We start from the raw sequence: 22,804 nt of genomic DNA, 5'->3' as shown, positions 1-22,804 counted from the left end.
ACTTATATTTAACCTACTTGCACAAGACGCTATCGACCATACGTCAAGGAAATAAAATTTAATGAGACAAACCAGCACTGCGCCAAGAAACAATAAGCTCAAACCATCAAGCAACCTTATCATGAATGGCAGTGTGCGCGTGCGCGTGATTCGTACTTTGCTCGCTATTCAAAACGGTCAGTCGCTCTCAAGCGTCCTTGATCCATTATTGAATAGTCTACACGATGGCGACAAAGGCTTTGCCCATGCGCTATTGCTCACGACATTGCGCCAATGGCATGCGCTGGCACGTTTGCTCGATACTTTAGCAGACAACCCTATCGATGAAGTGGAAGTGCGTACCACCATTCAAGTAGGCTTAGTACAGTTGCTGTATTTAGAGGTGGCTGATCATGCGGCGATTCATGAAACCGTTGAAGCGGCGAAAGAGATTGAGTTCGCTCATTCGACTGGTTTGGTGAATGCTATTTTGCGTAAAGTCGCCAAGAATCCAAGCAAATTTCGTAAGAAGTGCGATAAAAAACACAGCCTACCGAATTGGCTCGCTTATCAGCTTAAGCAAGATTGGAGCGAGCAGTATGATGAGCTGACACAAGGCTTGCGCCAACCAGCACCGATGTTTTTACGAGTAAACTCGGCGGTTACTTCGGTAGAGGATTATCAGCATGCGTTGGATGGGGCAGAAATTGATGCAGACATCGTTGAGCTAACGACTGGTTTTAAGGTAGCGAATTCGCCAGAGTCTGCCACTCCTACAACGCTATTAACCAAAGGTCTCCGGCTGCATCAAAGCACTGCCGTTAACGCTTTGCCTGAGTTTGCTTTAGGGGTTGCTAGCGTCCAAGACATGCATGCCCAGTTAGCTGCACCAATTATTAATAAAGCATTGATGGCTAAGCTTAGCGCTGAAAATAACAGTGCTAACGATACTGATAGCGACATTGATGAAAGTAATAATGAGCTACACATTTTAGATGCATGTGCGGCACCTGGTGGCAAGCTGGCTCACTGGTTAGAACTTATAAGCGCTAATGACGAAGCATCATTGTTTCACGTGAAACAAGATGATGCGGAAACGTCGCCTGAGACAGCTAATATCAAGGTGACAGCTATCGATAACGAAGCACCACGTATCGAGCGTATTCGCGAGAATTTACAGCGCCTAAATCTGAGTCAGCATGATTTGCAGCAAGCAGAGAAAAGTGTTGCACTTAATATTGTCTGTGCAGATGCAACCAGATGGCAGCATGGCAAGAATAAAAAAGCGGCAACAAATGAGCCGGTATTTGATGCGATATTATTGGATTCTCCTTGTACCGCGACAGGCGTGATTCGTCGTCATCCTGATATCAGTATCCTGCGTACCGAAGAAGACATCGAGCAAACGGCACTGCTACAAGCAGACATCTTGCATAACTTATGGCCACAACTCAAAGCTGGTGGTTATCTGCTGTACGTGACATGTTCTATCTTAAAGCAAGAAAACGTCGAGCAAATGCAGGACTTTATCACTCATCATAATGATGCAGTAGCGATTGAGTTTACTGAGGAATGCAGTTGGGGTATCGAACAAGCAATTGGTCGTCAGTGCTTGCCGATTGATAGCGCAAGCGGTGATGGGTTTTATTACGCCTTGCTTCATAAAACTGCTGAATAAACCGTTTTTAATATTGAATAACCTCATTATAGACAGGACAATCTAATGAAATATATCAGTACCCGTGGTCAGACAGCGCCGATGGATTTTAGTGATGTACTATTAATGGGTCTTGCACCAGATGGTGGGTTGATGTTGCCTGAGCATTATCCGAATATCGATAGCGCTGTACTCGATGAATGGCGTACGCTTAGCTACCCACAGCTTGCGATGGCGATTATGCAGCGTTTTGCGACAGATATTCCTGTGGCTGATTTGCAAGACCTCATTGAGCGTACTTATACCGCAGAAGTATTTGGTAGTGAAGAGATTGTTCCTGTCCGTAAGCTTGAAGATAACTTATATATTCTAGGATTATCAAACGGTCCGACATTGGCATTTAAAGATGTGGCCATGCAGTTTTTGGGCAATGCCTTTGAATACGTGCTTAAGAAAAAAGATGCGCGTATTACTATCATCGGCGCAACCAGTGGTGACACGGGTAGTGCGGCAGAATATGCGCTACGTGGTAAAGACAATATTGAAGTCTTTATGCTGTCACCGCATGGCAAAATGAGCGAATTCCAGCGCGCGCAAATGTATAGCTTGACTGACGATAATATCCATAATATCGCTATCGAGGGTATGTTTGATGATTGCCAAGATATCGTCAAGGCATTGCAGCAAGATGCTGAGTTCAAAGCGGCTTATAACCTAGGCACGGTAAACTCTATCAACTGGGGTCGTATCCTTGCGCAAATCGTTTATTACTTTAAAGCCTATTTTGCCGTGACTGCCAATAACGACGAAAAAGTCAGCTTTAGCGTACCGTCAGGTAACTTCGGTAATATCTGTGCCGGTCACATCGCTCGTGAAATGGGACTGCCAATTGATCGTTTGATTGTCGCTACCAATGAAAACGATGTGCTAAATGACTTCTTTAACCAAGGCGCTTATCAGCCGCGTCCGACTGAAAAAACCTATATCACCTCAAGCCCATCCATGGATATCTCAAAAGCCTCTAACTTTGAGCGTTTTGTTTATCTGCTATTAGAGAAAGACAGCGCGCGCGTTCATGAGTTGTTTGAAGGGGTGAAATCTGGTCAAGGTTTTGACTTATCTGACTTGATGGATGCGGTCAATAGCCGTTACGGTTTTGCTGCTGGCAAGTCTACCCATAACGACCGCTTGCAAACCATTAAAGCGCTTTATGAGCAGCATGGTGAATTGGTTGATCCGCATACTGCTGACGGCATCAAGGTCGCCAAAGAGCTACAGTTAGACGGTGAAATCATTGTCTGTGCGGAAACAGCGTTACCCGTCAAATTTGCTGACACGATCGTTGAAGCGATTGGGCCAATAGACATCGCTCGCCCAGCGCATACTGAAGGCTTGGAGAGCTTACCACAGCACGTGGTGGTGCTAGATAATGACGCTGAGCAAGTCGCTGAGCAAATTCGTCAGCATGTCAGGCCAAATCCAGCCTGAATTAACGCTGAACTTGTTATTAGCTTTGTTTAACCATTAAACAAGCGTCCACATAAAAGTTACGCCATTGTAATAAAGTGTTTATGATTGTGTTATGGTAGATATAATTGTAATATTGGAAACAGCGTCGGCGACTCATCATTTTGCTAGACGCTTTTTTAGCAATCACACCAGCCAATTACACTGAACAGCTGCCCTATAGGCGTTATGATAACCGTACTGTTAAGCTCTTTTATGCTCTTAATTACTTGTCATTAATTTTAATAATGCTCAAGGATTAAGATTAAATCAAGGGTCTAAATAGTATTGATTGTGGCGACAACAGCGGTACATATTGTGGATATAACAATGAAGATGAGCTTAAAAACGATAGCAAAAGCCCTGTTGATCACGACATTTAGTAGTGCGATGCTAATGAATGCTGCCCACGCTAACAATCCACCGCCCACCATCAAAGCGGATGCGCCCAACCGCTATACGGTCAAAAAAGGCGATACATTGTGGGACATCTCAGGACGCTATCTAGACAGTCCATGGCGCTGGAAAGAAATTTGGGCGACCAATAAGCAAATCAAAAATCCCAATCTTATTTATCCTAACGACATTCTTATCTTATGTGTGATTCAAGGTAAGACTTTGATTGGTGTCGATACGGGTGAGGGCTGTGCTGGGATTGAAAAGCAATTGACCGGTACGGCAGTTGCCACCTCGGTAACAGTCACGTCGACGGCGAATAGCATTCCACCTATTCCATGGTCTGCTATCCAGCATTGGCTAGATAAAACCATCATCGTTAATCCAGCAGATTTTAATACCACACCTTATATATTAGCGTCTAAAAAAGGCAACTTAATCACTGCAAGTGGTGATAAAGTCTATGCCAAAGGCGTGCCGCTTATCGTTGGTCAGCGTTATGGTATCTACCGTGAAGGTGAGATGTATGTCGAGCCAAAGACTCAGCAAGTCATCGGACTTGAAGTGACCCAAGTCGCGACTGGATTGGTTACGTCTACAGAAACCAATGGCGTTACCAGTTTGCAACTTACCGACAGCTACGGCAAAGAAGTCCGTGAAGGTGATCGCGTTTTTGTTGAGTTAAACAACTCTATCCCGCCCGTATTTTACCCAACGCCTGCAACGGTTAGCCGCGGCGGTATGATTGTCCGTGTCATGGACTCAATCAGTTCAGCGGCGAAGGGCAGTGTGGTCGCGATTAATTTGGGCAGCGCAGAGGGCGCCAAACCAGGGGATGTATTGACTGTCTATCAAAAAGGGGCGTTGGTACGCGATACCAAAGATAATGATGCCTCTGTACGTCTACCTAGTGAGCAGAGCGGTATGGTCATGGTGTTCAATACTTTTGACCATATCAGCTACGCTTATGTGCTTGATTCTGAGCTACCGCTCAATGTGGGTGATCAATTACTACCTCCCCCTTATCTATAAGCCAGAATTCTTGAGTCAGTTGAATCCGTAAATGCGAGTCAGACCATTATGACGGCAGTTTCTCCAGTGTTATCCGACGAGCAGCGCGCAATATTGGCGCTGTGGACCGAGGTGAATGCGTCATTATCGGCTTATCATAAGCTTATTACCTCTTTTGGTGCGGCGGAGCTTGCTTGGCAAGCCAAAGCAGAAGCATGGCGTCAGTTGGGTATTCACCATACGCATCTTGCCCGCCATGAACAGCCAGAGCACACGCAAGCCAGTATCGATAAAATTCAGCAAGCGCTCAACGAGGGACGCTACGGTCTGCTATTTTCTGATCAGCCTGATTATCCTGCCCAACTCTTACAAATCTATGATCCACCGCCATTATTGTTTTATCGTGGTAATCATGCACGCCTGCATCAAGCACAAATCGCTGTCGTCGGCAGTCGAAAACCCACCGCCCATGCCCAAAAAATCACTTTCGATATGGCACAGTATTTGGCGCAAGCTGGTTATATCATCACCAGTGGTCTTGCCATGGGGGTAGATAAGCGTGCGCATTTGGGTGCGCTGGCTCAGACAGATACTGAGTATCAAGGTCGAACGATTGGAGTCATGGGTACAGGGATTGATGTCAATTATCCCAATCATCATGATAAGTTATTTACTCAAATCATCGATCAAGGTGGCTGTATTATCAGCGAGCTGTTACCACACACGCAGCCGCATAAGCATACTTTTCCACGCCGGAATCGTTTGGTTGCTGGATTAAGCTTGGCGACCATAGTGACGGAAGCCACGATTCAAAGCGGCTCACTGATTACCGCGCGCCTAACCTCGGAGCAGGGCAAGCAAGTTTTTGCGATTCCTAGTCATATTGACAATAGCAATGCTGAAGGCTGTCACCATTTGATACGTGAAGGCGCGACGCTGATTTATCATCCGCAGCAAGTGATCGAGGACGTAAATGGTCAGCTGGATTATGACAATAATGGCTATCGACCAGCACAACAGAATCATAAGCTATCGGATAGTCATCAACCTTCTCATGCCGCAGAGACAGCTTCTGTGCCAGCGACGAGCCAACCGACACCGTCTAACATCAAATCTCCTAGCAGCGTTATCGTCGTCCCTGAGCATTTAACGCTGGTCTATGAGCAGCTTGACTGGCATGGACAAGATTTAGACGCGCTGTTGGTCAGTACCGAGCTTACGCCACCGCAGCTGATTGGGCAGTTAATGGAGCTTGAGTTACTGGGTGTTATCAGCGTGCAAGGTGGGCGTTATTTACGCGTTTAAAGTCGTACTTTCTCTACTTTTATGTTTTTCTACTTATTAATTTTAAGTGATTGAATACGGTGCAATTTCATAAATATAGTCAGTGAAAAGTAATATCGAACCATCACGCACTGCTGATATCAGTTTTTCTTGCTTGCTGTGCCTGCGCAGACAGAGGTGACAAAAATTGATATCAGCAATACCGTCGCGTTTTTAGGATATCTTGACTATATTTGAATTTGGCTCACTTAGTCAGCTTCTCTCTTATGTTATTATTAATGCTTAAACTCCTACCTTTTCGAAGCCTTCAAGCCATGAAAAAATCCGCATCCTTTACTACTGATTCTGTCGTTCAAGCTGCTACGTGGCTAAAAGAAGGGCAGCTGCTTGCTTATCCCACCGAAAGCGTTTGGGGTATCGGCTGTGATGCTTACGACGAGATAGCCGTTCAGCGCATTTTAAATATCAAACAACGGCCACAAGCCAAAGGCATGATTGTCGTTACTGACAGTGCCGAGCGTTTAATGCCTTTACTAGAGCCTTTAGAAGACGGTCAGCGCCAACAAATTATCAAGAGTTGGCAGGCAGATAGTGACAATATAGAGCTACAATGCAAGCAAGCGCATACTTGGTTGTTACCCATTCCGCAGGCTTTAACGACAGTGATACCTTCTTGGATTACGGGGCAGCATCAAACAGTGGCAGTTAGAGTCATTGCCCATCCTATGGTTCGTCAATTGTGCCAACAATTGGTAGACGTTCAAAACCCCTTTGGGCTATTGGTTTCTACAAGTTGTAATCCATCAGGGCAATTACCTGCTATGACTTTCACTGATGCATATGGGTATTTTGGTGAGCAAATCAGCTACTTGCAGGCTGATACTCTAGGCTATACCTTGCCTAGTCAAATTCGTGATGCAACGACAGGATTAATTATTCGCTAGACAAATTACAGTTATTTAAAGATTGATACTTATATTTATTTCACTATTGACAGAAATAAAAGAATAGCGCAAGATAAGTTAATCTAATCGTATAAAAAATTAAGTGAATGGCTCTTATGAAACTAAATCCTGTGACCGAAAAATTTATCTTACATTGGGGTGAGATGGGCTCGCAGTGGGGCGTTAATCGCACCATGTCACAGATACATGCGTTATTATTTATCATTGGCAAGCCACTAAATGCTGAAGAAATCACTGACACACTTGGCGTCGCGCGCTCTAACGTTTCAAACAGTATTAAAGAGTTGCAGCATTGGGGCTTGGTACAAAAGATTTCGATATTGGGTGACCGTCGTGACCACTTTACGACCAATACCGATGTTTGGGAGTTGGCACGTATTATTGTCGTTGAGCGTCAGAAGCGTGAGCTTGAGCCAACAGTGCAGTTTTTACAAGAACTCATGGACAGCCCTGAATTTGAACATGAAAATAATGAGGTAAAGTCACGTATCCGTGATACCCAAGAATTCGTCAGTACTCTAACCACTTGGTCATCTGAGATGCTTAAGCTGCCCACAAGCATCCTCAAAAAAGTCCTCAAACTGGGCGCCAGTATTAAAAAGGTTTTGCGTTAATAATAAGCTGTCGATTTAAAATAAAAAATTTGAGTAAATATTTCTGTTTAAACAGAAACTTATGTAATAAGTATAAAGAATAACTAAATTTGAGTAATACGAGTTTCGGTAAAAATAGCAGCAAGAAACAGCAACAACAAATGGATGTGCAAAATGAATGCAAACAAAATACACGCTGATAAAGAGAAGACCATTAAAAGCGCGATTGCTTCAGTCGAGTGGCAGGATTTGCGCCAACTAACGCGCGCTCAAATTGCTTATAACGTTATTTTGCCTTATCCATTTTTGTTGTTGTCTTGGTGGTTTGCCAGTCAATCATGGTATGTCTTAGCATGCGGGGCTTCTTACTTATTTTTTGCTGCCGCATTTCGACAAGCTCATGATGGCTATCATCATAGCTTAGGGACAGGTAAGCGTACGACCACTGCGATATTGTTATTGCTTAGCGTGCTACTGATGACTAGCTTGCACAGCATTCGAGCTACTCACATGGCGCATCATCGTGACCCATTGGGTGATAGTGATATTGAAGGCAGTCTAGCAAAAGTGTCATGGTGGCAAGCACTGCTCGGCGGGATAACTTATCGGCTTGATATTTATCGTCAAGGACTGCGTCTAAGCAGCCGTCGCAATCAAAGCTTGGCTTGGCTAGAATTTGGCTTGATTGCTTTAGTCATCTTGGTTGCCCTCGTACTGACCGTATTTACTGTCGCTGTTCCTGCTCTGACCATGTTAGCGCAAGTATTGATGTATCACATACTGACCATGATGTTGGCTAATGCTAGCGTTGGCATCATTGCGGTGTGGGGCGTACACCATGATTGTGATGAGACGATCGCTCGCACCGAGCGTAATACAGTGGTCAATTTTCTAACTTTTAACTTGTTATATCACGTAGAGCATCATCTCTTTCCTGCCGTACCATCCAATCATTTACCTGAGCTTGCCAAGCGTTTAGATGCAGCAGCGCCACATCAGACCAAAGCACATGTGTTACCGAGTGTGGCTAACGTCATAGATTTTATTAATCATCGTTGGAACAAATTAAAGAATAAATCTCAAAATAGTAATGATAGTGAGTGTCCTATTCGTAAGCATTTTGCCTAATAGGTAGGCTAAATAAAATCAAGATACTTATCCACCAATTATCCACAGTAGTTTCATTGGCTTTGCCAACGCCGTATTTATACTCAATTAACGACGAATGTTAATAGGATAAATATCATGAAAACGAATAATAATGTAGGTGCTTACCCTTACCTATCAGTGATTATTTTGTTTGCAGGGCTTGGCAGCATAGTTGGTGGGTTGATTGCAGAACTGGGTTTATTGTTTATTTTTAGGGATGCGGATTTTGCGCAGATAGGTTATCAGCCATTGCTATATGTCGGTCTGCTTGGTTTTATTCCTGCTTTATTAACAGGCATTATTGTCGCTTATAAGAATATATGGCGCGGTGATCATAAGAGTCTACGAACGACACTTTTAGTTGGGTTCGTAACATCAGCAGGTTATATGGGTGCAATCACCCTATATTTAGGCATAAACTCATTGATAGAGGTTGGCGTGCTACTGGCCTTTATGATTGGTATAGGACTATTTGGCGCTATCAATTCAGCCATCGCTGGCTGCATTGCTTTACCAAAAGCATGTAAAAGTCGTTTTGATATAAGCGCTAAAAAAGAAGACGATGACTATAGCGAATTAAGTTTTACTAAACGATAAGCGAAAAATATAAGGAATAGGACATGAATATTTTAATCAGTGGTGGCTCAGGATTTTTAGGCAGTGCCTTTAGCGATGAGATTATGGCGCGTTACCGTGCCCAAGATAAAGCGCTGCATATTACTTGGCTGACGCGTGATAGCAGCCAAGCACATCCGAATGATATCGAAATGATGACTTATGATGAGCTGGCGAGCTCGGATAAAAGCTTTGAGGTTGTTTTAAACCTAGCAGGGGCAGGTATCGCTGACTCGCGCTGGAGCGATGAGCGCAAAGAGCAATTGCTCGCCAGCCGTATTAAACCTACTGAGTCCCTATTAGCATTTATTAAGCGCACCAGTATTAAGCCCAAGCTAATGGTCAGCGGCTCTGCGATTGGTTGGTATGGGACTCAAGGTGACAAACCTCTTACCGAAGGCAGTGGTTTTGAAACCGATTTTGCTCATCGATTATGTGATGAATGGGAGCAGTTAGCTTTGACAGCAACCGATTATGGCGTGCCTGTGGCTATTGTGCGTACAGGTGTGGTGATTCATCCTGAGGGCGGGATGCTCGGTAAGTTATTAACCCCATTTAAAATGGGTGTCGGTGGACAATTGGGTGATGGCAAGCAGATCATGAGTTGGATCAGCCGTGAGGACTGGGTAGAGGCAGCGATATTCATTATTGAGCAGCATCTTGCTAGTAAGGGCGATAGTGATGCTAACACTACACATGATAATGCATTACAGACTACAAATGATACGACAGCGGTCGTGTATAACCTAACGGCACCCAATCCTGTAAATAATCATACTTTCACCAAAACACTTGGGTCATGGTTACACCGTCCAACCTTTTTTACTTTGCCAAATTTCTTACTCAAGCTGATGTTTGGTGAGATGTCGACGCTACTGATTGATGGACAAAAGGTATTACCGCAAGCATTACAAGACGCAGGTTATAAGTTTAAACATCCAACGTTGAAGCAAGCGTTAGAAGAGCAGAAGTAAATTTCCGAATGGACTTTAGGAATAATTATGAACAACAGAATAATCAGTTTACTTCTAATATCTACGCTGTCAGGTTTTACCTTATCAGCTTGTGGTAAAAATGATAGCGAGAGTAGTATCGAGGAATCTGTAGTAGAGGCCAATAATCTAGCAGACGAAAGGAGTCTTCAAACATCTAAAGCCATTGCTATTGAAGATAAAAATGTTAATGAAGTAGGGCAGACTACAATAGGTAGTGTTGGTTCAACCAGTCCTATGCAAATTGCTCAGGCAGAATCGTTCTTAAATATATATAGCACAACATGTGCCAAGTATTTACCTAACTTGGATGAATTGCGTGACAAGCTCAAAGACCTACCGCAACTAACGGATGTGCAAGCAAAGCAGTTTTTAAAAGGTCATAGTGGCTCTGCTTGGTCAGTGCCGGATGATCATGGAACCTTTGTTTTAACACTAATAGAAGAAAAAAACATGTGCGCCGTATATGCGAATAAGGCAAATTCGCAAGTAGTTGAAAAACAATTTAGCAATATGTTTGCTAGTGCACCCAGTCCATTAACTTCTAATGAAAGAGATAACAGTAAACAGACAACGATATCAGGAGAAAGAACGACGCTATCGTATGAATGGGCCCAACAAGGAGCGCAAAGAAAAATGCTATTCATGCTGACTACTGATAGCTCTGCCGATGCTGATGTACAGGCCTTATTTACAGCATCTATGATTCAAGAATAAATATAGCTTTAGTTATTGAACGATTAAGTTTTTCGTAGGTGATGTTTCATGTGAAACTTAATTGATTTGTCGTTTGCAATTCAAGTTTCATGTGAAACAATAGTAGAGGTGTTTATGAGTGACATTGAGAGTAGAGCTACAGTTACTGTACCTAGCTCTAGCTATCCGAAGGGTAATGTAATAGGACTCTATGGGTTATTGGGCGGAGTAGTAGGAGGTTTAATTCTCTTTTTATATCTAGCGATAGGACTGTCAATAGATATCGGCATCCCGCTACGAGACTCACTACTCTTCGTCAAGGTGGCCCCAGCATTTATCCTATTAGGTTTTTTCGGAGGTTTACTACCAGCATTATTGGCAGGTTATATCGTCTCTAAATTCAAAATATATTTTAATTCGGTAGCGAAGGTCATTCCCTTATTTATAATAGGTTTTATGAGCACGTTTTCATTCGTAGTGTGGTTCATGATAGGGGATGGCTCTGTAAATTCTTCTATGACAAGTGATATGTTATTTTGCTGTAATGGCGGTGTCAGCGCTATCATCACAGGATGGTTCATATTACCTAGCCACAAATAAAATTTATCCATATATTTCACTTTTGACAGAAATTAAATAAATAACACTAAATAACTAAATCAAGTGGTCGCGCCAGTAAGACAGCTACTGCTTATCACTAAGTAAGGAGAACATCATGCGTCATCCTTCGTTAGCCAGTATTGAATGGCAAGATTTGCGTCAGCTCAAGCCCACTGAGACCGTTTACAATATCTTTTTATCGTTACCATTTTTATTATTGTCATGGTGGAGCGCGTGGCAGGGGTTTTGGCTACTTGCGCTGGCTGCGACGTTTTTCTTTTTTACTGCCGCACTTAGACAAGCCCATGATTGCTATCACCGCACTTTAGGTGTGAGTAAGGTCGCCACAGAGCTCATGCTATTTATGCTGAGTATCACCATGCTTTGTAGTACGCATGCCATTCGGCACACTCATCTCAATCATCATAGAGATCCGCTTGGAGACAGCGATGTCGAAGGTAACTGGGCACGCCTGCCGTGGTATCAGGCGATATTAGGCGGTGGTATTTTTTCGATTATGATTCAGTGGTTTGGTTTGACGCATGGTAGTAGCCGCAATCGCATGCTCGTTGGCTTTGATATGCTGCTTATTTTCGCAGTGATTGCCACCGCTTTTATCACGATGCATCCCGTATTGATGTATCACGTATTGGTGATGATATTGGCCAATACGATGGTGGGATTCTTTGCCGTATGGAGCGTCCATCATGGCTGTGATGAGGTGGTATATGCCCGCAGTGAGCGTCATCCATTGATTAATTTGCTAACCTTTAACTTGCTTTATCACATCGAGCATCATCTGTTTCCAGCGGTGCCGACCAATCATTTACCGGCACTGGCTAAGCGTTTAGATGCTACCGCTCCACAGTGGACGCAGCAACCAGTCATTCCTTTTTTAGCACCAGTCAATAAGTATCCAGTAGTTAACATGAACAAAAATTCTAATAGTCTTAATGCTGAGGTATCACTCATAAAGGAGTCATAAGATGATTATCCAAAACCATATCAACAGTTATAGAGAGCAAGCGAATTTATCCATTACCATGTACTACGATGATGCGTGCGTGATATGCAGCACCGAGGCGCATAATATGAAAAAACGTCAACCAGAGAAGATACGCTTAGTTCCTGTGGAAGAAGGGCTTGATGAGTTGGCAGTCGCAGGATTCAGCCGTGAGGATGCGATGACGTATATGTGCATGAAAGACAGCTACGGCAATTGGTACACACACATGGATGCCGTACGACTGCTCTACAGGACGGGCGGTGTTAAATGGTCACCGTTGTTGTTTTTGCCAGTGGTCAAACAACTGGGCAACTTTACTTATCCGTATGTCGCTCGCAATCGCTATCGAATCCCGAATTGGGTGACCAAGTTGCTCTATGGCAAAGCGCTGATGCAGGCTTGTGAAAACGGCGTTTGTAAAATAGCCCCAGATAAACGTTAAAGTATTTTTACTGGCAACCATTTAGTTTTGTAGCAACAGCACTCTAGACGTAAAGCATATGAAGTTTTCGTGGAAAAAAGGAGGCTATATCCAGAGCATCAAATTTTTCACGTAAGATAGCGTTATCTCTATCTGATCAGATCTTACTATGTGGTTCTTTATCATTTTCACTCAGTTGCTAGCTGTTATGACCAGCGTTCTTCTCTGCTGGTCTGTAAAGCCAAAAACTACGTCTGCTAAAATCGCGCTGATAGCTGCTGTCTTTACTGTTAATAATGTGGCTCTCATTTATGGTTTGACTGAGTTTTGGGGTGAGCGCTTTCATGTCTATCTGGTCGTTAGTATTTTGCAGGGGTTTATGCTTTATGCTGGTGTGATAACCGCTACGGTGGCGCTACTCATTTATCGACTCTTTAAACGAAAATCTCGTCCAATACTCTTGCGCGCCTTTGCCGTCACGACTTATGTCGCCATTGTTAGCTTAGCGGTATTTAATGCTTACTCGCCCGTTGTACATCGTTTGATAGTTACGATTGATAAGCCGCTGGCTAAACCAATTGATATCGCGCTTGTCTCTGATACGCATCTGGGTAGATGGTTTGGCAATCGACAGATAAAGAAAATGGTAAACTTTATCGATGCGCAACATCCCGATGTCGTGGTTATCGCTGGTGATATTATGAATGATAATACCATTGCTTACGATAATACGAATATGCATGAGCAGCTATCAAAGCTAAAGGCACCGCTTGGCGTCTACGCGACTTTGGGCAATCACGATTATTTCGGTTATGACCAGCAGATCACACAGGCGGTGGAAGAGGCTGGCATCAAAGCGCTTGATAATGAGAGTGTACTATTAAATGACTCGGTATGGCTGGTGGGGCGCTCAGATGATATTGATCGTACCAGACTGTCAGCCGAGGAATTATTGACGCAAGTAGAGACAGACAAACCGGTGATATTTTTGGAACATCGTCCTAGCGCGATGGATGAGGTCAGCGCCCTGCCAGTCGATTTGCATCTGTCTGGGCATACCCATGGCGGGCAGATATTCCCGTTAACGATATTGATGGATTGGTTGACACCGCTAAACTATGGCAGCAAAAAAATAGCTGATACGCAGTTTTTGGTGACCTCTGGTTATGGCATCGGTCCCGTACCATTTAGACTGGGTACGCGTTCTGAGATTTGGATAATTACGTTGCAGTCTGGTGTATGAGCCATTTAAATAAATAGTGTTACCCCTATGATAAAGCCTCTACCATATCTAAATGGCAGAGGCTTTTATTTGCTGTTAGGCTGGCTAATAGCTACTTTCCTTGTCTAATTAGCTAAAAACATACTGCATTGACGCCATCATACTCAGGGATTCTTTATGCGCTACGCATTTTTCATTACCATTTTTGCGCTATTGCAGCTCTTTAGTGTCGGCGCAGCTCTAAGCGTGCAATGGTGGTTACAGCCTTGGCAGACAGCAGGTTTGCAAACTTCGGTATGGGTTATCATATTCATTATTACCAACGGTTTGCTGCTACTCAGTGTCAATAGAGCATTTGCCAATAGCTATCGCTGGATCAGTGGTTGGATGTTGGCCATGCACTTTATGCTATTGACGGCTTTAGTTACCAGCCTATTTTATGGTGGATATTGGTTAACCACATCGCTAACAGGTGATGTACTCGCTACACCGACTACCATCGATTTTGGGTTGCGCATATTGGCATTGGCAGTGTTTATCGGGTTGTTTGTTTATGCCCTATACAGTGCTTATGCGCCTGTGGTACGTGAGTTATCTATTGATATTGATAAGCCTTTGGCCAAGCCGCTACGTATTGCGGTCGCTAGCGATTTGCATATCGGGAGATTGTTTGGGATTGGCGCAATAGATAGGCTGCATCGTCTTATTGTGCAGCATAAAGCAGACATATTGCTGATGCCGGGCGATATCATGGATGACAATACACAGGCATTTACCAAATATAAAATGGCAGAAAACTTGGCTGAGTTATGCAAAAGCTTGCCTTATGGGGTCTATGCGACTTTAGGCAATCATGATTTATACGGGCACGAGCAGCCGATTGTCCAAGCGTTGCGTGCTGCTGGCGTGCAGTTGTTAAATGACGAAGTCATACGCCTCACGCACCAAGGGCAAGCGCTTTGGCTGATGGGACGCTTCGACAATCATAAGCGTCAGCGCGTCCCGACGACTGATCTATTGGCGCAGGTCAATAGCGCTGAGCCGCTGATATTGTTAGACCACAGACCAAGTGATATTGCTGAGCACAGTCAAATGCCGATTGATTTGCAGCTCTCTGGGCATACCCATAACGGTCAGATATTCCCCGCCAACTTCATTGTCAGTGCCATCAACCGCTTGGGCTATGGCTATGAGGTCATCAATGACAGTCACTTTGTGGTGTCATCTGGTTACGGCTTTTGGGGCATTCCGTTTCGACTGGGCTCGCGCTCAGAGATTTGGCTCATCACCCTCACTGGTCAGTAGGTTTTGCACAAAACAAGCAAACGACTTGATAATATAGCTTGTCTGATTGCCAAGACCCTGATGGACACTCATCAAGTTAATAAAACCATGCGGTGCGCCTAGTACTGTATAGGTTTCTACCTTAACGCCTTCTTTTTGCAAAAGCTCGGCATAAGCCAGTCCTTCATCTCGCAAGATATCTAATTCCGCAACGACGACATAGCTTGGACACAGGTGTGAGTTGTCACCCTGCATGACTGATATAAGAGGATGGGACTGCGTTAAACCACTGTGCTGAGTGTAGGCAGTATTAAAGACATTTGCATCGTTGTGATCGAGCAGCAAGCCTTCACCATAAAGCTCCCAGCTCGGATATTCAGCCTCATAATCAGTGACAGGGTATAGCGGCAATTGTGCTAAAGGTCGCGGCAAATCAGCCAGTGATTTTTTAAAGGTGTCATTGGCTTTTTTATCAGTCTCAGCAGTTTGATTATTATCTTGCCATAGTGCATCGATAGGCTTGATAACCTGCTGCGCCACCAGTGCTGCCAAGCAACCACCTGCACTATCCCCAGACAATACGATGCGCGATGGCAATGCACCAAGTGACTGAGAATGTTCAGCCAGCCAAGCATACGCTGCTAGACAATCTTTAAGAGCTGTTGGCGCTGGATATTCAGGAGCCATGCGATAGTCGACACTCACGACTGCCCAGCCAGTTTGGGCACAGACCGTATGACAAAACTCATGATGCGTGTCGATATCGCCAATACAAAACCCGCCGCCATGAAAAAACAGCATGGCGACTTCATCCGTACTTTTTCCCTCGTTATTCTGCTTCGACTGCTGGTAGCAGCGCACGGTCATATCACCACCATCCGCATTGGCAATGGTCTTATCTTGCCAGCTGACGGCATTCTCTGAATTTCCTGAGGCCTCCGCATTTTGTTGCCAAACGCTAGGTGCTTGCAACGACACCGCATCTGTACCAAATTTCTGCCGTAGGTTGGGTAGCTTATCCAGTGCTAACGGGCGCTTGAGCTTATTACTGACCGCAAGTATCAGGCGCAGATGGGCGTCAGCAAGGGGATATTGCTCCGCTGTAGACGCTTTTAATTGGTGATTAACTCGTTCGAGTAGTGGCGTTGGCAGATTATCCAACCCTTTTAGCGTATGGTGCAAAACATGATGCTGGTGCACATTTTTAGCGGCTGTCTTTTTTACGGTCTTAAGCGTTTTTGTCAATAAAGCATTGAGCGATGGCACTGGTAAAATAGGCATAAACCCTCTCTTGTAATCGATGTTTAAACAAAATTAGTCGGCTTTATAAGTAAACGATTAATATAGCAGCTAATCATAAGATTTATACTAGGGTCTGTTGAACATTCAAATATTAGGACTGCTGATCGCTAAAATCGCACCAAAACTTTTATCAAATCAGGAGTGAACCGACGATAATGTCGAGACCTTAGCTAGGTTTGCAACAACGTTTGGGGCGATTTTAGCATCAGCCTTTCGGGGCAGGACTATTTTTTGCCAATACATGGCGAAATTGTCTAACCTAGAGTGACTAGGCGTCAAAAATTTCACTGCGTATTGTCTAAAAAATAGCCACTGCCAGTACCACATTTGAATGTTCAACAGACCCTACATTCAAATCTATCTTAAAAGCTCGTCACCATAAAGTTAAGCATGGCTCGATGACAAAAATATAATCATGTCTCCCCGTTATTTATCGCAGCATTTATTGCGTTATTGACAATAATCCTTATGCTCTGCAATGATTTATCTGGCTAAAGCGAAAAATTCCTCATACTAGGCTTGAAATTTATGGTCATCACCTTTATCAAGCAGCTATTGAAGCGCATTTAAAAAAGAATGAACAAAAACAGTTAGGCCATTAATAAAAGCACAATGATCAGCCCTTGGTCGGTTTGTTGTGCCTTAAAACCAACCATTATATTTATATTAATAATCCTAAGGAGCTACCATGAGCGAGCAGAATACGACCCAAGAATCTCTTGAGCAAAATGTGTCACATGACAATATTGACCATGATGAGAGCATTTTAGAAGAAACCTTGAAAGAGTTTGATCCACAGAATAACTCAGGTGAAGAGATGACGATCGAAAATGACATCAATCTTGACACTTTTAAAGCCCGTATCGCTGAGCTAGAAGGCGAAGTGAAGCAAGCTAAAGAAGGCACCGCACGTGCCAATGCTGAAGCTTATAACGCGCAAAAACGTATGGAACAAGAAGCGGATAAAAGCAAAAAATTCGCCCTACAGAAATTTGCTAAAGAGCTATTGGACATCGTTGATAATTTAGAGCGTGCCATGGAAAACGCTGATGCCAATGACCCAGTCGCTGAAGGCGTTCAATTAACGCACAAAGCGCTATTAGCACTACTAACCAAAAATGGCGTAGAAGTTGTTGAACCTCAAGGTGAGAAATTCAACGCTGACTTTCATGAAGCGGTAGGCATTGATCCAGACGCCGAAGCAGATACCGTCGGTACGGTACTACAAAAAGGCTATAGCTTGAATGGTCGTCTGTTGCGCCCAGCGATGGTTCGTGTCGGTCAATAATATTTGAGCCGATATCGTCTGAAGCAGTAACGCTTTAAGTCATCGGTTTATTATATAAGTAGTGAACAATCAGTTTTTAACTGTGCTAAACCTCATTATTAGTAAGGGTTTTCACAAAAAGTCACACAAAAGACAGTTTTTGCGTGGCTTTTGACTTGAAAAAATTAATAAGCAAACCGATATATAGCAACAAGTGACCAACTATGGTCTGAACATATAAGTATTTATATTTAAAACAAATTAGGAGCATTTGATTATGGGTAAAGTAATTGGTATTGATTTAGGTACAACGAACTCATGTGTAGCAGTAATGGAAGGTGACAAAGTTAAAGTCATCGAAAATGCTGAAGGTACACGTACCACACCATCGATCGTCGCTTATAAAGACGACGAAATTTTGGTTGGTCAGTCAGCCAAGCGTCAAGCGGTAACGAACCCAAACAACACCTTGTTTGCGATTAAGCGTCTGATCGGTCGTCGTTTTGATGACAAAGTCGTGCAAAAAGACATCGGCATGGTGCCTTACAAAATCGCTAAAGCAGATAACGGCGATGCATGGGTAGAAGTCAACGGTAAAAAATTAGCACCACCACAGGTTTCTGCTGAAATCTTGAAAAAAATGAAAAAAACAGCAGAAGATTATCTTGGTGAAAGCGTGACTGAAGCAGTTGTAACCGTACCTGCTTACTTCAATGACTCACAGCGTCAAGCCACTAAAGATGCGGGTAAAATCGCTGGTCTTGATGTAAAACGTATCATCAACGAGCCAACCGCTGCTGCACTTGCCTATGGCATGGACAAAAAGCAAGGCGATAGCACTGTTGCTGTATATGACTTGGGTGGTGGTACTTTTGACGTATCAATCATCGAAATCGCTGACGTTGATGGCGAGCAGCAGTTCGAAGTACTAGCAACCAATGGCGATACATTCCTTGGTGGTGAAGACTTTGACTCAGCATTGATTGACTTCTTAGTAGACGAGTTCAAAAAAGACCAAGACGTCAACCTAAAAGGTGACTCATTGGCAATGCAGCGTCTAAAAGAAGCGGCAGAAAAAGCGAAAATTGAATTATCAAGTGCCCAAAGCACCGAAGTAAACTTGCCGTATATCACTGCCGATAGCAATGGTCCTAAGCATTTGGTTGTTACTATCAGCCGCTCAAAACTAGAGAGCTTAACGGAAGCGCTAGTACAACGTACCATGGGCCCTTGTAAGATTGCCCTTGAAGATGCTGGCATAAAAATCGGCGACATCGATGATGTTATCCTAGTTGGTGGTCAGACTCGTATGCCACTGGTACAGCAAAAAGTACAAGAATTCTTCGGTCAAGAGCCACGTAAAGATGTGAACCCTGACGAAGCAGTAGCAGCTGGTGCAGCCATTCAAGGCGCGGTATTGTCGGGTGAAAAAACGGACGTATTGCTACTGGATGTGACGCCATTGACCCTTGGTATCGAAACGATGGGCGGTGTCATGACGCCAGTTATCGAGAAAAACACCATGATTCCTACTAAGAAATCACAGGTATTCTCAACCGCTGAAGACAACCAGCCAGCTGTAACGATTCAGGTATATCAAGGTGAGCGCAAAATCGCTAACCAAAATAAACAGCTTGGTCGTTTTGATTTGACGGACATTCCACCAGCACCACGTGGTCTACCACAAATTGAAGTGTCTTTTGACATCAACGCTGACGGTATCATGAACATCTCAGCAACGGATAAAGGTACTGGTAAAGCGCAAAGTATCCAGATCAAAGCGGATTCTGGCTTGTCGGACGAAGAAGTTGAACAAATGGTTCGTGATGCAGAAGCCAATGCTGCTGAAGATGAGAAATTCGCTAACCTAGCGCAAGTACGCAACGAAGCAGATGGTCGCATCCATGCCGTACAAAAAGCGCTGAAAGAAGCCGCAGATAAAGTGACTGATGAAGAAAAATCAACAGTAGAAACGGCTATCACTGAGCTTGAAACAGCGGCTAAAGAAGATGACCATGATGACATCAAAGCCAAGCTTGAAGCATTAGACAATGCTTTCTTACCAATCAGCCAAAAAATCTACGCTGATGCAGGTGCTGGCGCTGAAGGTATGGATCCAAGCCAATTCCAAGAAGGTGCGGATGCTGCTGGTGACAACCAAGCTGATGACGACGTGGTTGATGCTGAGTTTACTGAAGTAGACGAAGATAAGAAGTAGCACCAAATCCAAAAATGCGATTAGCTGCGTCAAACTCGCTTAGTCTACTCAATGTAGTACTTACGCTTGTTTTCCTTGCTACTCAAGTTTTTGAAAATGGTAGAATCGATACAAATCGATAAGCAGTTAAATTAAAAAACGCATCCTTCGGGGTGCGTTTTTTTATGGCTATAATTTCTGTTAGTAGGGTCTGTTGAACATTCAAATATCCGCAATACCGTCGCGTTTTTAGGATATTTTGACTATAGGGCTGATTTAGGGTTTGAACGCACTCACGGTCAGTACTTCATACGTCAAATTAACGCAAGACTGGCCATCTTCGTTTTGTGCAGAAAAATGCTGCCAATAATCTGACTCAAATTGTTGTAAACGCGTTTTCGTCCATCTGAAAGGTGGCGTGTTCCTTGACGATACTTGCGTTTGACTGGTTGAGACGCCCGTCAGTTTCATATGCTTCAACACAGCATAAGGGCTGATAAATGGTAAGTCGAAACGCTCAATTGAAAGCTCGATATGCTCAAAATCAGCATCAACTAATGCTGACTGCCACTCAGTGATATCTGGGTAATCAAGGCCTTGACCAGTTAGCGCTTTAATTTGCAAAAAATTATTGGGCGTAAAGGTGCTGAAGAGTAGTTGACCTCCAGGCTGTAGACGGTGTGCTGATTGCGTGACAAAACTCAACGGATTATCAAACCACTGCACTGCATTGGCACTGACTATCAAGCTGTGTATTCCTTCCAAGTCCATGGTTTCAGCATCGCCAATCGCGATGTCAGCCGTTGGTAAAATTGATTGCAAGGTAGCCGCTTGTTCAGCGCACAATTCATTGATCAGCCAATGCTGGCTTTGTATACGCTCAGCCAGTAGTCGTGTCATTTGACCTGTGCCCGCACCGACTTCTAATACACTGCTTTGTTTGGTATGAGCAATATTTTCTAGTAAATACTGACAGACTGTCTGCTGAATACTGGCATGCTGGTCATAGTCGCTGGCACTGGCAAAATGGCGAGCGATGGTTTGTTTTCTAGCGCTAAAACTATCAGGTGTAACGAGTATTTCCATAGATCTTATTACATCCAATTGAGCCAATTATCAATCGATATAGTCATTCCACTATAAAAATATTACTGCGTTAACCTCGCTTGAAGTATTAAATATACATCTACGTTCGGTTGCCTTGTACTACTTTTAAATTGAATCGACTATAGTAGGACCATTGTCCTTGCTAGATAGTGGAATTATAACTGTTGTATTAGCCGTTCGCAGTCTTCGTTGGTTAGTTTGGCATTCATGACCAAGCGAATACGCGCGGTGTTCGCAGGAACGGTGGGTGGTCTGATGGGCAGCGCGTAAAATCCTGCGGCTTGTAACTGTTTTGCTTTAGCAAGCGCACACGCATTGTCGCCCAATATATAGGGGATAATAGGTGAATCATAGCTTATATTTTGAGCAGTTGGCGATGCGCGATGTTGTTGGTCGATGGCTCGACTAAGCTTGATAGAGATCTGCGCCAAATGTGTGCGTTGGTGGGTCAAGTTTGGCATTTTTGCTAAAATAAATCGGGTCCATGCGTGATTGATCGGTGGCAATGCAGTACTAAAAATCAGCGGACGCATGGCATTGATCAGCCATTGTTTAACGACCTCATCACACATGATATAAGCGCCAACTGACGCAAACGCTTTACCAAACGTCCCCACCAAATAATCAATATCTGCTAACGTGTGTGTTTCTTCCGCGAGCCCCAAGCCAGTGTCACCTAACACACCAATGGCATGAGCTTCGTCAACATATAGCTCAATGCGAGCATCTTTGGCTTTTAATTGTACCAATTGAAGCAAGTCAGCACGGTCACCATCCATACTAAAAACACTCTCAGTGACAATAATAATGCGCTCAACCGTTTCATCTGCTTGTTCAATAAATCTGGCTAAATGCTCGTAATCATTGTGACGGTAACGACGATAGGTGACCAGTTTGCTTTGGCTCAGCCGCATCCCATCGATAATACTGGCATGTACCAGCTTGTCAGCTAAAATAAGTGTCTTAACTGGCAAAGATGTTAATGCTGGCAATATACCAAGATTGGCATGATAGCCGCTGTTTAATACCAGCACAGATTTTGAGGTAGATAGGCCTTGTTTACCTACGGCAGTTTGATACCACTCTTGCAACTCAGACTCTAGAGCTTGCAACTGGGTATCGTTGCCAGTGAGTAACCGCGAGGAAGTAGCACTCATCTTTGGTCGTTGCGCCACTGGTAACCGATCTATTTGCTTGAGAAACTCGCCTTGTAATTCCGTATCGCTACCCAAGCCTAAATAGTCGTTACTGGCGATATTCAGCAGTGTCTTACCTTGGCTCACCACATAACGTCCTTGATGTTCTAAGCTTGGTAAACTGCGGTATTGCTGCTGAGACTTCATATGCGTCAATGATTCTTGCAGTTGCACCACGATAGAACTTGTCATATTGATGTCTTCCTTTATCTTATTTTTGACTTTTTAACATTCATTGACTGCCTGATAAGTAGGAAGTATTGCACAAATCGGCTACTTGTAACAAAAAATTTCATATCTCGACCTTTGTAACCCATAGGCTGACAAACGCTTGCAAATCTTAACTCTGATGCCATCAA

The 22,804-nt window shown here is 43.7% G+C and carries 19 protein-coding genes; 16 read left to right on the top strand and 3 right to left on the bottom strand.

What is annotated here, in order from left to right; all coding sequences use genetic code 11:
- Positions 1–61 precede the first annotated feature (61 nt).
- The 14 genes from JMY08_RS08330 (at position 62) to JMY08_RS08265 (ending at position 15,397) form a co-directional block, all read left to right on the top strand.
- Positions 62–1,657 (top strand): transcription antitermination factor NusB, encoded by a 1,596-nt coding sequence (locus JMY08_RS08330; RefSeq protein WP_201592830.1) that lies wholly within the window; start codon positions 62–64, stop codon positions 1,655–1,657.
- A gap of 45 nt (positions 1,658–1,702) precedes the next feature.
- Positions 1,703–3,124, top strand: a complete 1,422-nt coding sequence (thrC, locus tag JMY08_RS08325) for a threonine synthase (protein ID WP_201592829.1) — start codon at positions 1,703–1,705, stop codon at positions 3,122–3,124.
- A gap of 348 nt (positions 3,125–3,472) precedes the next feature.
- Positions 3,473–4,570, top strand: coding sequence for a LysM peptidoglycan-binding domain-containing protein (locus JMY08_RS08320; RefSeq protein ID WP_227679639.1), 1,098 nt, complete (start codon positions 3,473–3,475; stop codon positions 4,568–4,570).
- A gap of 48 nt (positions 4,571–4,618) precedes the next feature.
- The gene (dprA, locus tag JMY08_RS08315; protein ID WP_201592827.1) at positions 4,619–5,854 is read left to right on the top strand and encodes a DNA-processing protein DprA; all 1,236 of its coding nucleotides are present in this window, start codon (positions 4,619–4,621) and stop codon (positions 5,852–5,854) included.
- A 293-nt stretch (positions 5,855–6,147) separates the two neighbouring features.
- Positions 6,148–6,777 carry an L-threonylcarbamoyladenylate synthase gene (locus tag JMY08_RS08310; RefSeq protein WP_201592826.1) on the top strand — a complete coding sequence of 210 codons (630 nt, stop codon included), beginning with the start codon at positions 6,148–6,150 and terminating at the stop codon, positions 6,775–6,777.
- 116 nt (positions 6,778–6,893) lie between these two features.
- Positions 6,894–7,412: a GbsR/MarR family transcriptional regulator gene (locus tag JMY08_RS08305; protein ID WP_010197184.1), complete on the top strand. Its 519-nt coding sequence runs from the start codon at positions 6,894–6,896 to the stop codon at positions 7,410–7,412.
- 153 nt (positions 7,413–7,565) lie between these two features.
- Positions 7,566–8,519 carry a fatty acid desaturase family protein gene (locus JMY08_RS08300; protein WP_201592825.1) on the top strand — a complete coding sequence of 318 codons (954 nt, stop codon included), beginning with the start codon at positions 7,566–7,568 and terminating at the stop codon, positions 8,517–8,519.
- A 117-nt stretch (positions 8,520–8,636) separates the two neighbouring features.
- Positions 8,637–9,137, top strand: coding sequence for a hypothetical protein (locus tag JMY08_RS08295; protein WP_201592823.1), 501 nt, complete (start codon positions 8,637–8,639; stop codon positions 9,135–9,137).
- A gap of 23 nt (positions 9,138–9,160) precedes the next feature.
- The gene (locus JMY08_RS08290) at positions 9,161–10,129 is read left to right on the top strand and encodes an epimerase (RefSeq protein WP_201592821.1); all 969 of its coding nucleotides are present in this window, start codon (positions 9,161–9,163) and stop codon (positions 10,127–10,129) included.
- A 27-nt stretch (positions 10,130–10,156) separates the two neighbouring features.
- Positions 10,157–10,864, top strand: a complete 708-nt coding sequence (locus JMY08_RS08285) for an NMCC_0638 family (lipo)protein (RefSeq protein WP_201592818.1) — start codon at positions 10,157–10,159, stop codon at positions 10,862–10,864.
- Between the two features lie 694 nt (positions 10,865–11,558).
- Positions 11,559–12,428: a fatty acid desaturase family protein gene (locus JMY08_RS08280; protein WP_201592816.1), complete on the top strand. Its 870-nt coding sequence runs from the start codon at positions 11,559–11,561 to the stop codon at positions 12,426–12,428.
- 1 nt (position 12,429) lies between these two features.
- The gene (locus tag JMY08_RS08275) at positions 12,430–12,891 is read left to right on the top strand and encodes a thiol-disulfide oxidoreductase DCC family protein (RefSeq protein WP_201592813.1); all 462 of its coding nucleotides are present in this window, start codon (positions 12,430–12,432) and stop codon (positions 12,889–12,891) included.
- A 187-nt stretch (positions 12,892–13,078) separates the two neighbouring features.
- A complete protein-coding gene (locus JMY08_RS08270) occupies positions 13,079–14,113 on the top strand; it encodes a metallophosphoesterase (RefSeq protein ID WP_227679638.1) in 1,035 nt (344 codons plus the stop codon).
- Positions 14,114–14,269: 156 nt separating this feature from the next.
- Entirely contained in the window at positions 14,270–15,397 is a 1,128-nt protein-coding gene (locus JMY08_RS08265; RefSeq protein WP_201592810.1) for a metallophosphoesterase, read from the top strand.
- Here JMY08_RS08265 and JMY08_RS08260 read toward each other — a convergent pair.
- Entirely contained in the window at positions 15,362–16,657 is a 1,296-nt protein-coding gene (locus JMY08_RS08260) for an alpha/beta hydrolase (protein WP_201592807.1), read from the bottom strand. The two genes, JMY08_RS08265 and JMY08_RS08260, sit on opposite strands and share 36 nt — an antisense overlap.
- Before the next feature lie 709 nt (positions 16,658–17,366).
- On the opposite strand from JMY08_RS08260, the gene grpE reads away from it, so the two are divergent.
- Complete coding sequence (gene grpE, locus JMY08_RS08255; RefSeq protein ID WP_194620493.1) at positions 17,367–17,966, top strand: nucleotide exchange factor GrpE; 600 nt, start codon at positions 17,367–17,369, stop codon at positions 17,964–17,966.
- Positions 17,967–18,222: 256 nt separating this feature from the next.
- A complete protein-coding gene (gene dnaK, locus JMY08_RS08250; RefSeq protein ID WP_201592806.1) occupies positions 18,223–20,163 on the top strand; it encodes a molecular chaperone DnaK in 1,941 nt (646 codons plus the stop codon).
- A 255-nt stretch (positions 20,164–20,418) separates the two neighbouring features.
- Here dnaK and JMY08_RS08245 read toward each other — a convergent pair whose 3' ends face one another.
- Together JMY08_RS08245 and JMY08_RS08240 are read right to left on the bottom strand one after the other, a co-directional pair.
- A complete protein-coding gene (locus tag JMY08_RS08245) occupies positions 20,419–21,228 on the bottom strand; it encodes a methyltransferase domain-containing protein (protein WP_201592805.1) in 810 nt (269 codons plus the stop codon).
- A gap of 176 nt (positions 21,229–21,404) precedes the next feature.
- Complete coding sequence (locus tag JMY08_RS08240) at positions 21,405–22,637, bottom strand: 8-amino-7-oxononanoate synthase (RefSeq protein ID WP_201592804.1); 1,233 nt, start codon at positions 22,635–22,637, stop codon at positions 21,405–21,407.
- Positions 22,638–22,804 lie beyond the last annotated feature (167 nt).

The organism is Psychrobacter sp. Pi2-51 (assembly GCF_904846665.1).
Lineage (GTDB): Bacteria > Pseudomonadota > Gammaproteobacteria > Pseudomonadales > Moraxellaceae > Psychrobacter > Psychrobacter glaciei.
The sequence above is the reverse complement of the archived record's forward strand: the minus strand, read 5'-3'. Positions and strand labels throughout refer to the sequence as shown.

What these genes read in the sequence shown, in the direction of transcription:
- JMY08_RS08330 (WP_201592830.1), top strand. Translation starts at nt 62, where the DNA reads ATGAGACAAACCAGCACTGCGCCAAGAAACAATAAGCTCAAACCATCA.
- thrC (WP_201592829.1), top strand. Translation starts at nt 1,703, where the DNA reads ATGAAATATATCAGTACCCGTGGTCAGACAGCGCCGATGGATTTTAGT.
- JMY08_RS08320 (WP_227679639.1), top strand. Translation starts at nt 3,473, where the DNA reads ATGAAGATGAGCTTAAAAACGATAGCAAAAGCCCTGTTGATCACGACA.
- dprA (WP_201592827.1), top strand. Translation starts at nt 4,619, where the DNA reads ATGACGGCAGTTTCTCCAGTGTTATCCGACGAGCAGCGCGCAATATTG.
- JMY08_RS08310 (WP_201592826.1), top strand. Translation starts at nt 6,148, where the DNA reads ATGAAAAAATCCGCATCCTTTACTACTGATTCTGTCGTTCAAGCTGCT.
- JMY08_RS08305 (WP_010197184.1), top strand. Translation starts at nt 6,894, where the DNA reads ATGAAACTAAATCCTGTGACCGAAAAATTTATCTTACATTGGGGTGAG.
- JMY08_RS08300 (WP_201592825.1), top strand. Translation starts at nt 7,566, where the DNA reads ATGAATGCAAACAAAATACACGCTGATAAAGAGAAGACCATTAAAAGC.
- JMY08_RS08295 (WP_201592823.1), top strand. Translation starts at nt 8,637, where the DNA reads ATGAAAACGAATAATAATGTAGGTGCTTACCCTTACCTATCAGTGATT.
- JMY08_RS08290 (WP_201592821.1), top strand. Translation starts at nt 9,161, where the DNA reads ATGAATATTTTAATCAGTGGTGGCTCAGGATTTTTAGGCAGTGCCTTT.
- JMY08_RS08285 (WP_201592818.1), top strand. Translation starts at nt 10,157, where the DNA reads ATGAACAACAGAATAATCAGTTTACTTCTAATATCTACGCTGTCAGGT.
- JMY08_RS08280 (WP_201592816.1), top strand. Translation starts at nt 11,559, where the DNA reads ATGCGTCATCCTTCGTTAGCCAGTATTGAATGGCAAGATTTGCGTCAG.
- JMY08_RS08275 (WP_201592813.1), top strand. Translation starts at nt 12,430, where the DNA reads ATGATTATCCAAAACCATATCAACAGTTATAGAGAGCAAGCGAATTTA.
- JMY08_RS08270 (WP_227679638.1), top strand. Translation starts at nt 13,079, where the DNA reads ATGACCAGCGTTCTTCTCTGCTGGTCTGTAAAGCCAAAAACTACGTCT.
- JMY08_RS08265 (WP_201592810.1), top strand. Translation starts at nt 14,270, where the DNA reads ATGCGCTACGCATTTTTCATTACCATTTTTGCGCTATTGCAGCTCTTT.
- JMY08_RS08260 (WP_201592807.1), bottom strand. Translation starts at nt 16,657, where the DNA reads ATGCCTATTTTACCAGTGCCATCGCTCAATGCTTTATTGACAAAAACG.
- grpE (WP_194620493.1), top strand. Translation starts at nt 17,367, where the DNA reads ATGAGCGAGCAGAATACGACCCAAGAATCTCTTGAGCAAAATGTGTCA.
- dnaK (WP_201592806.1), top strand. Translation starts at nt 18,223, where the DNA reads ATGGGTAAAGTAATTGGTATTGATTTAGGTACAACGAACTCATGTGTA.
- JMY08_RS08245 (WP_201592805.1), bottom strand. Translation starts at nt 21,228, where the DNA reads ATGGAAATACTCGTTACACCTGATAGTTTTAGCGCTAGAAAACAAACC.
- JMY08_RS08240 (WP_201592804.1), bottom strand. Translation starts at nt 22,637, where the DNA reads ATGACAAGTTCTATCGTGGTGCAACTGCAAGAATCATTGACGCATATG.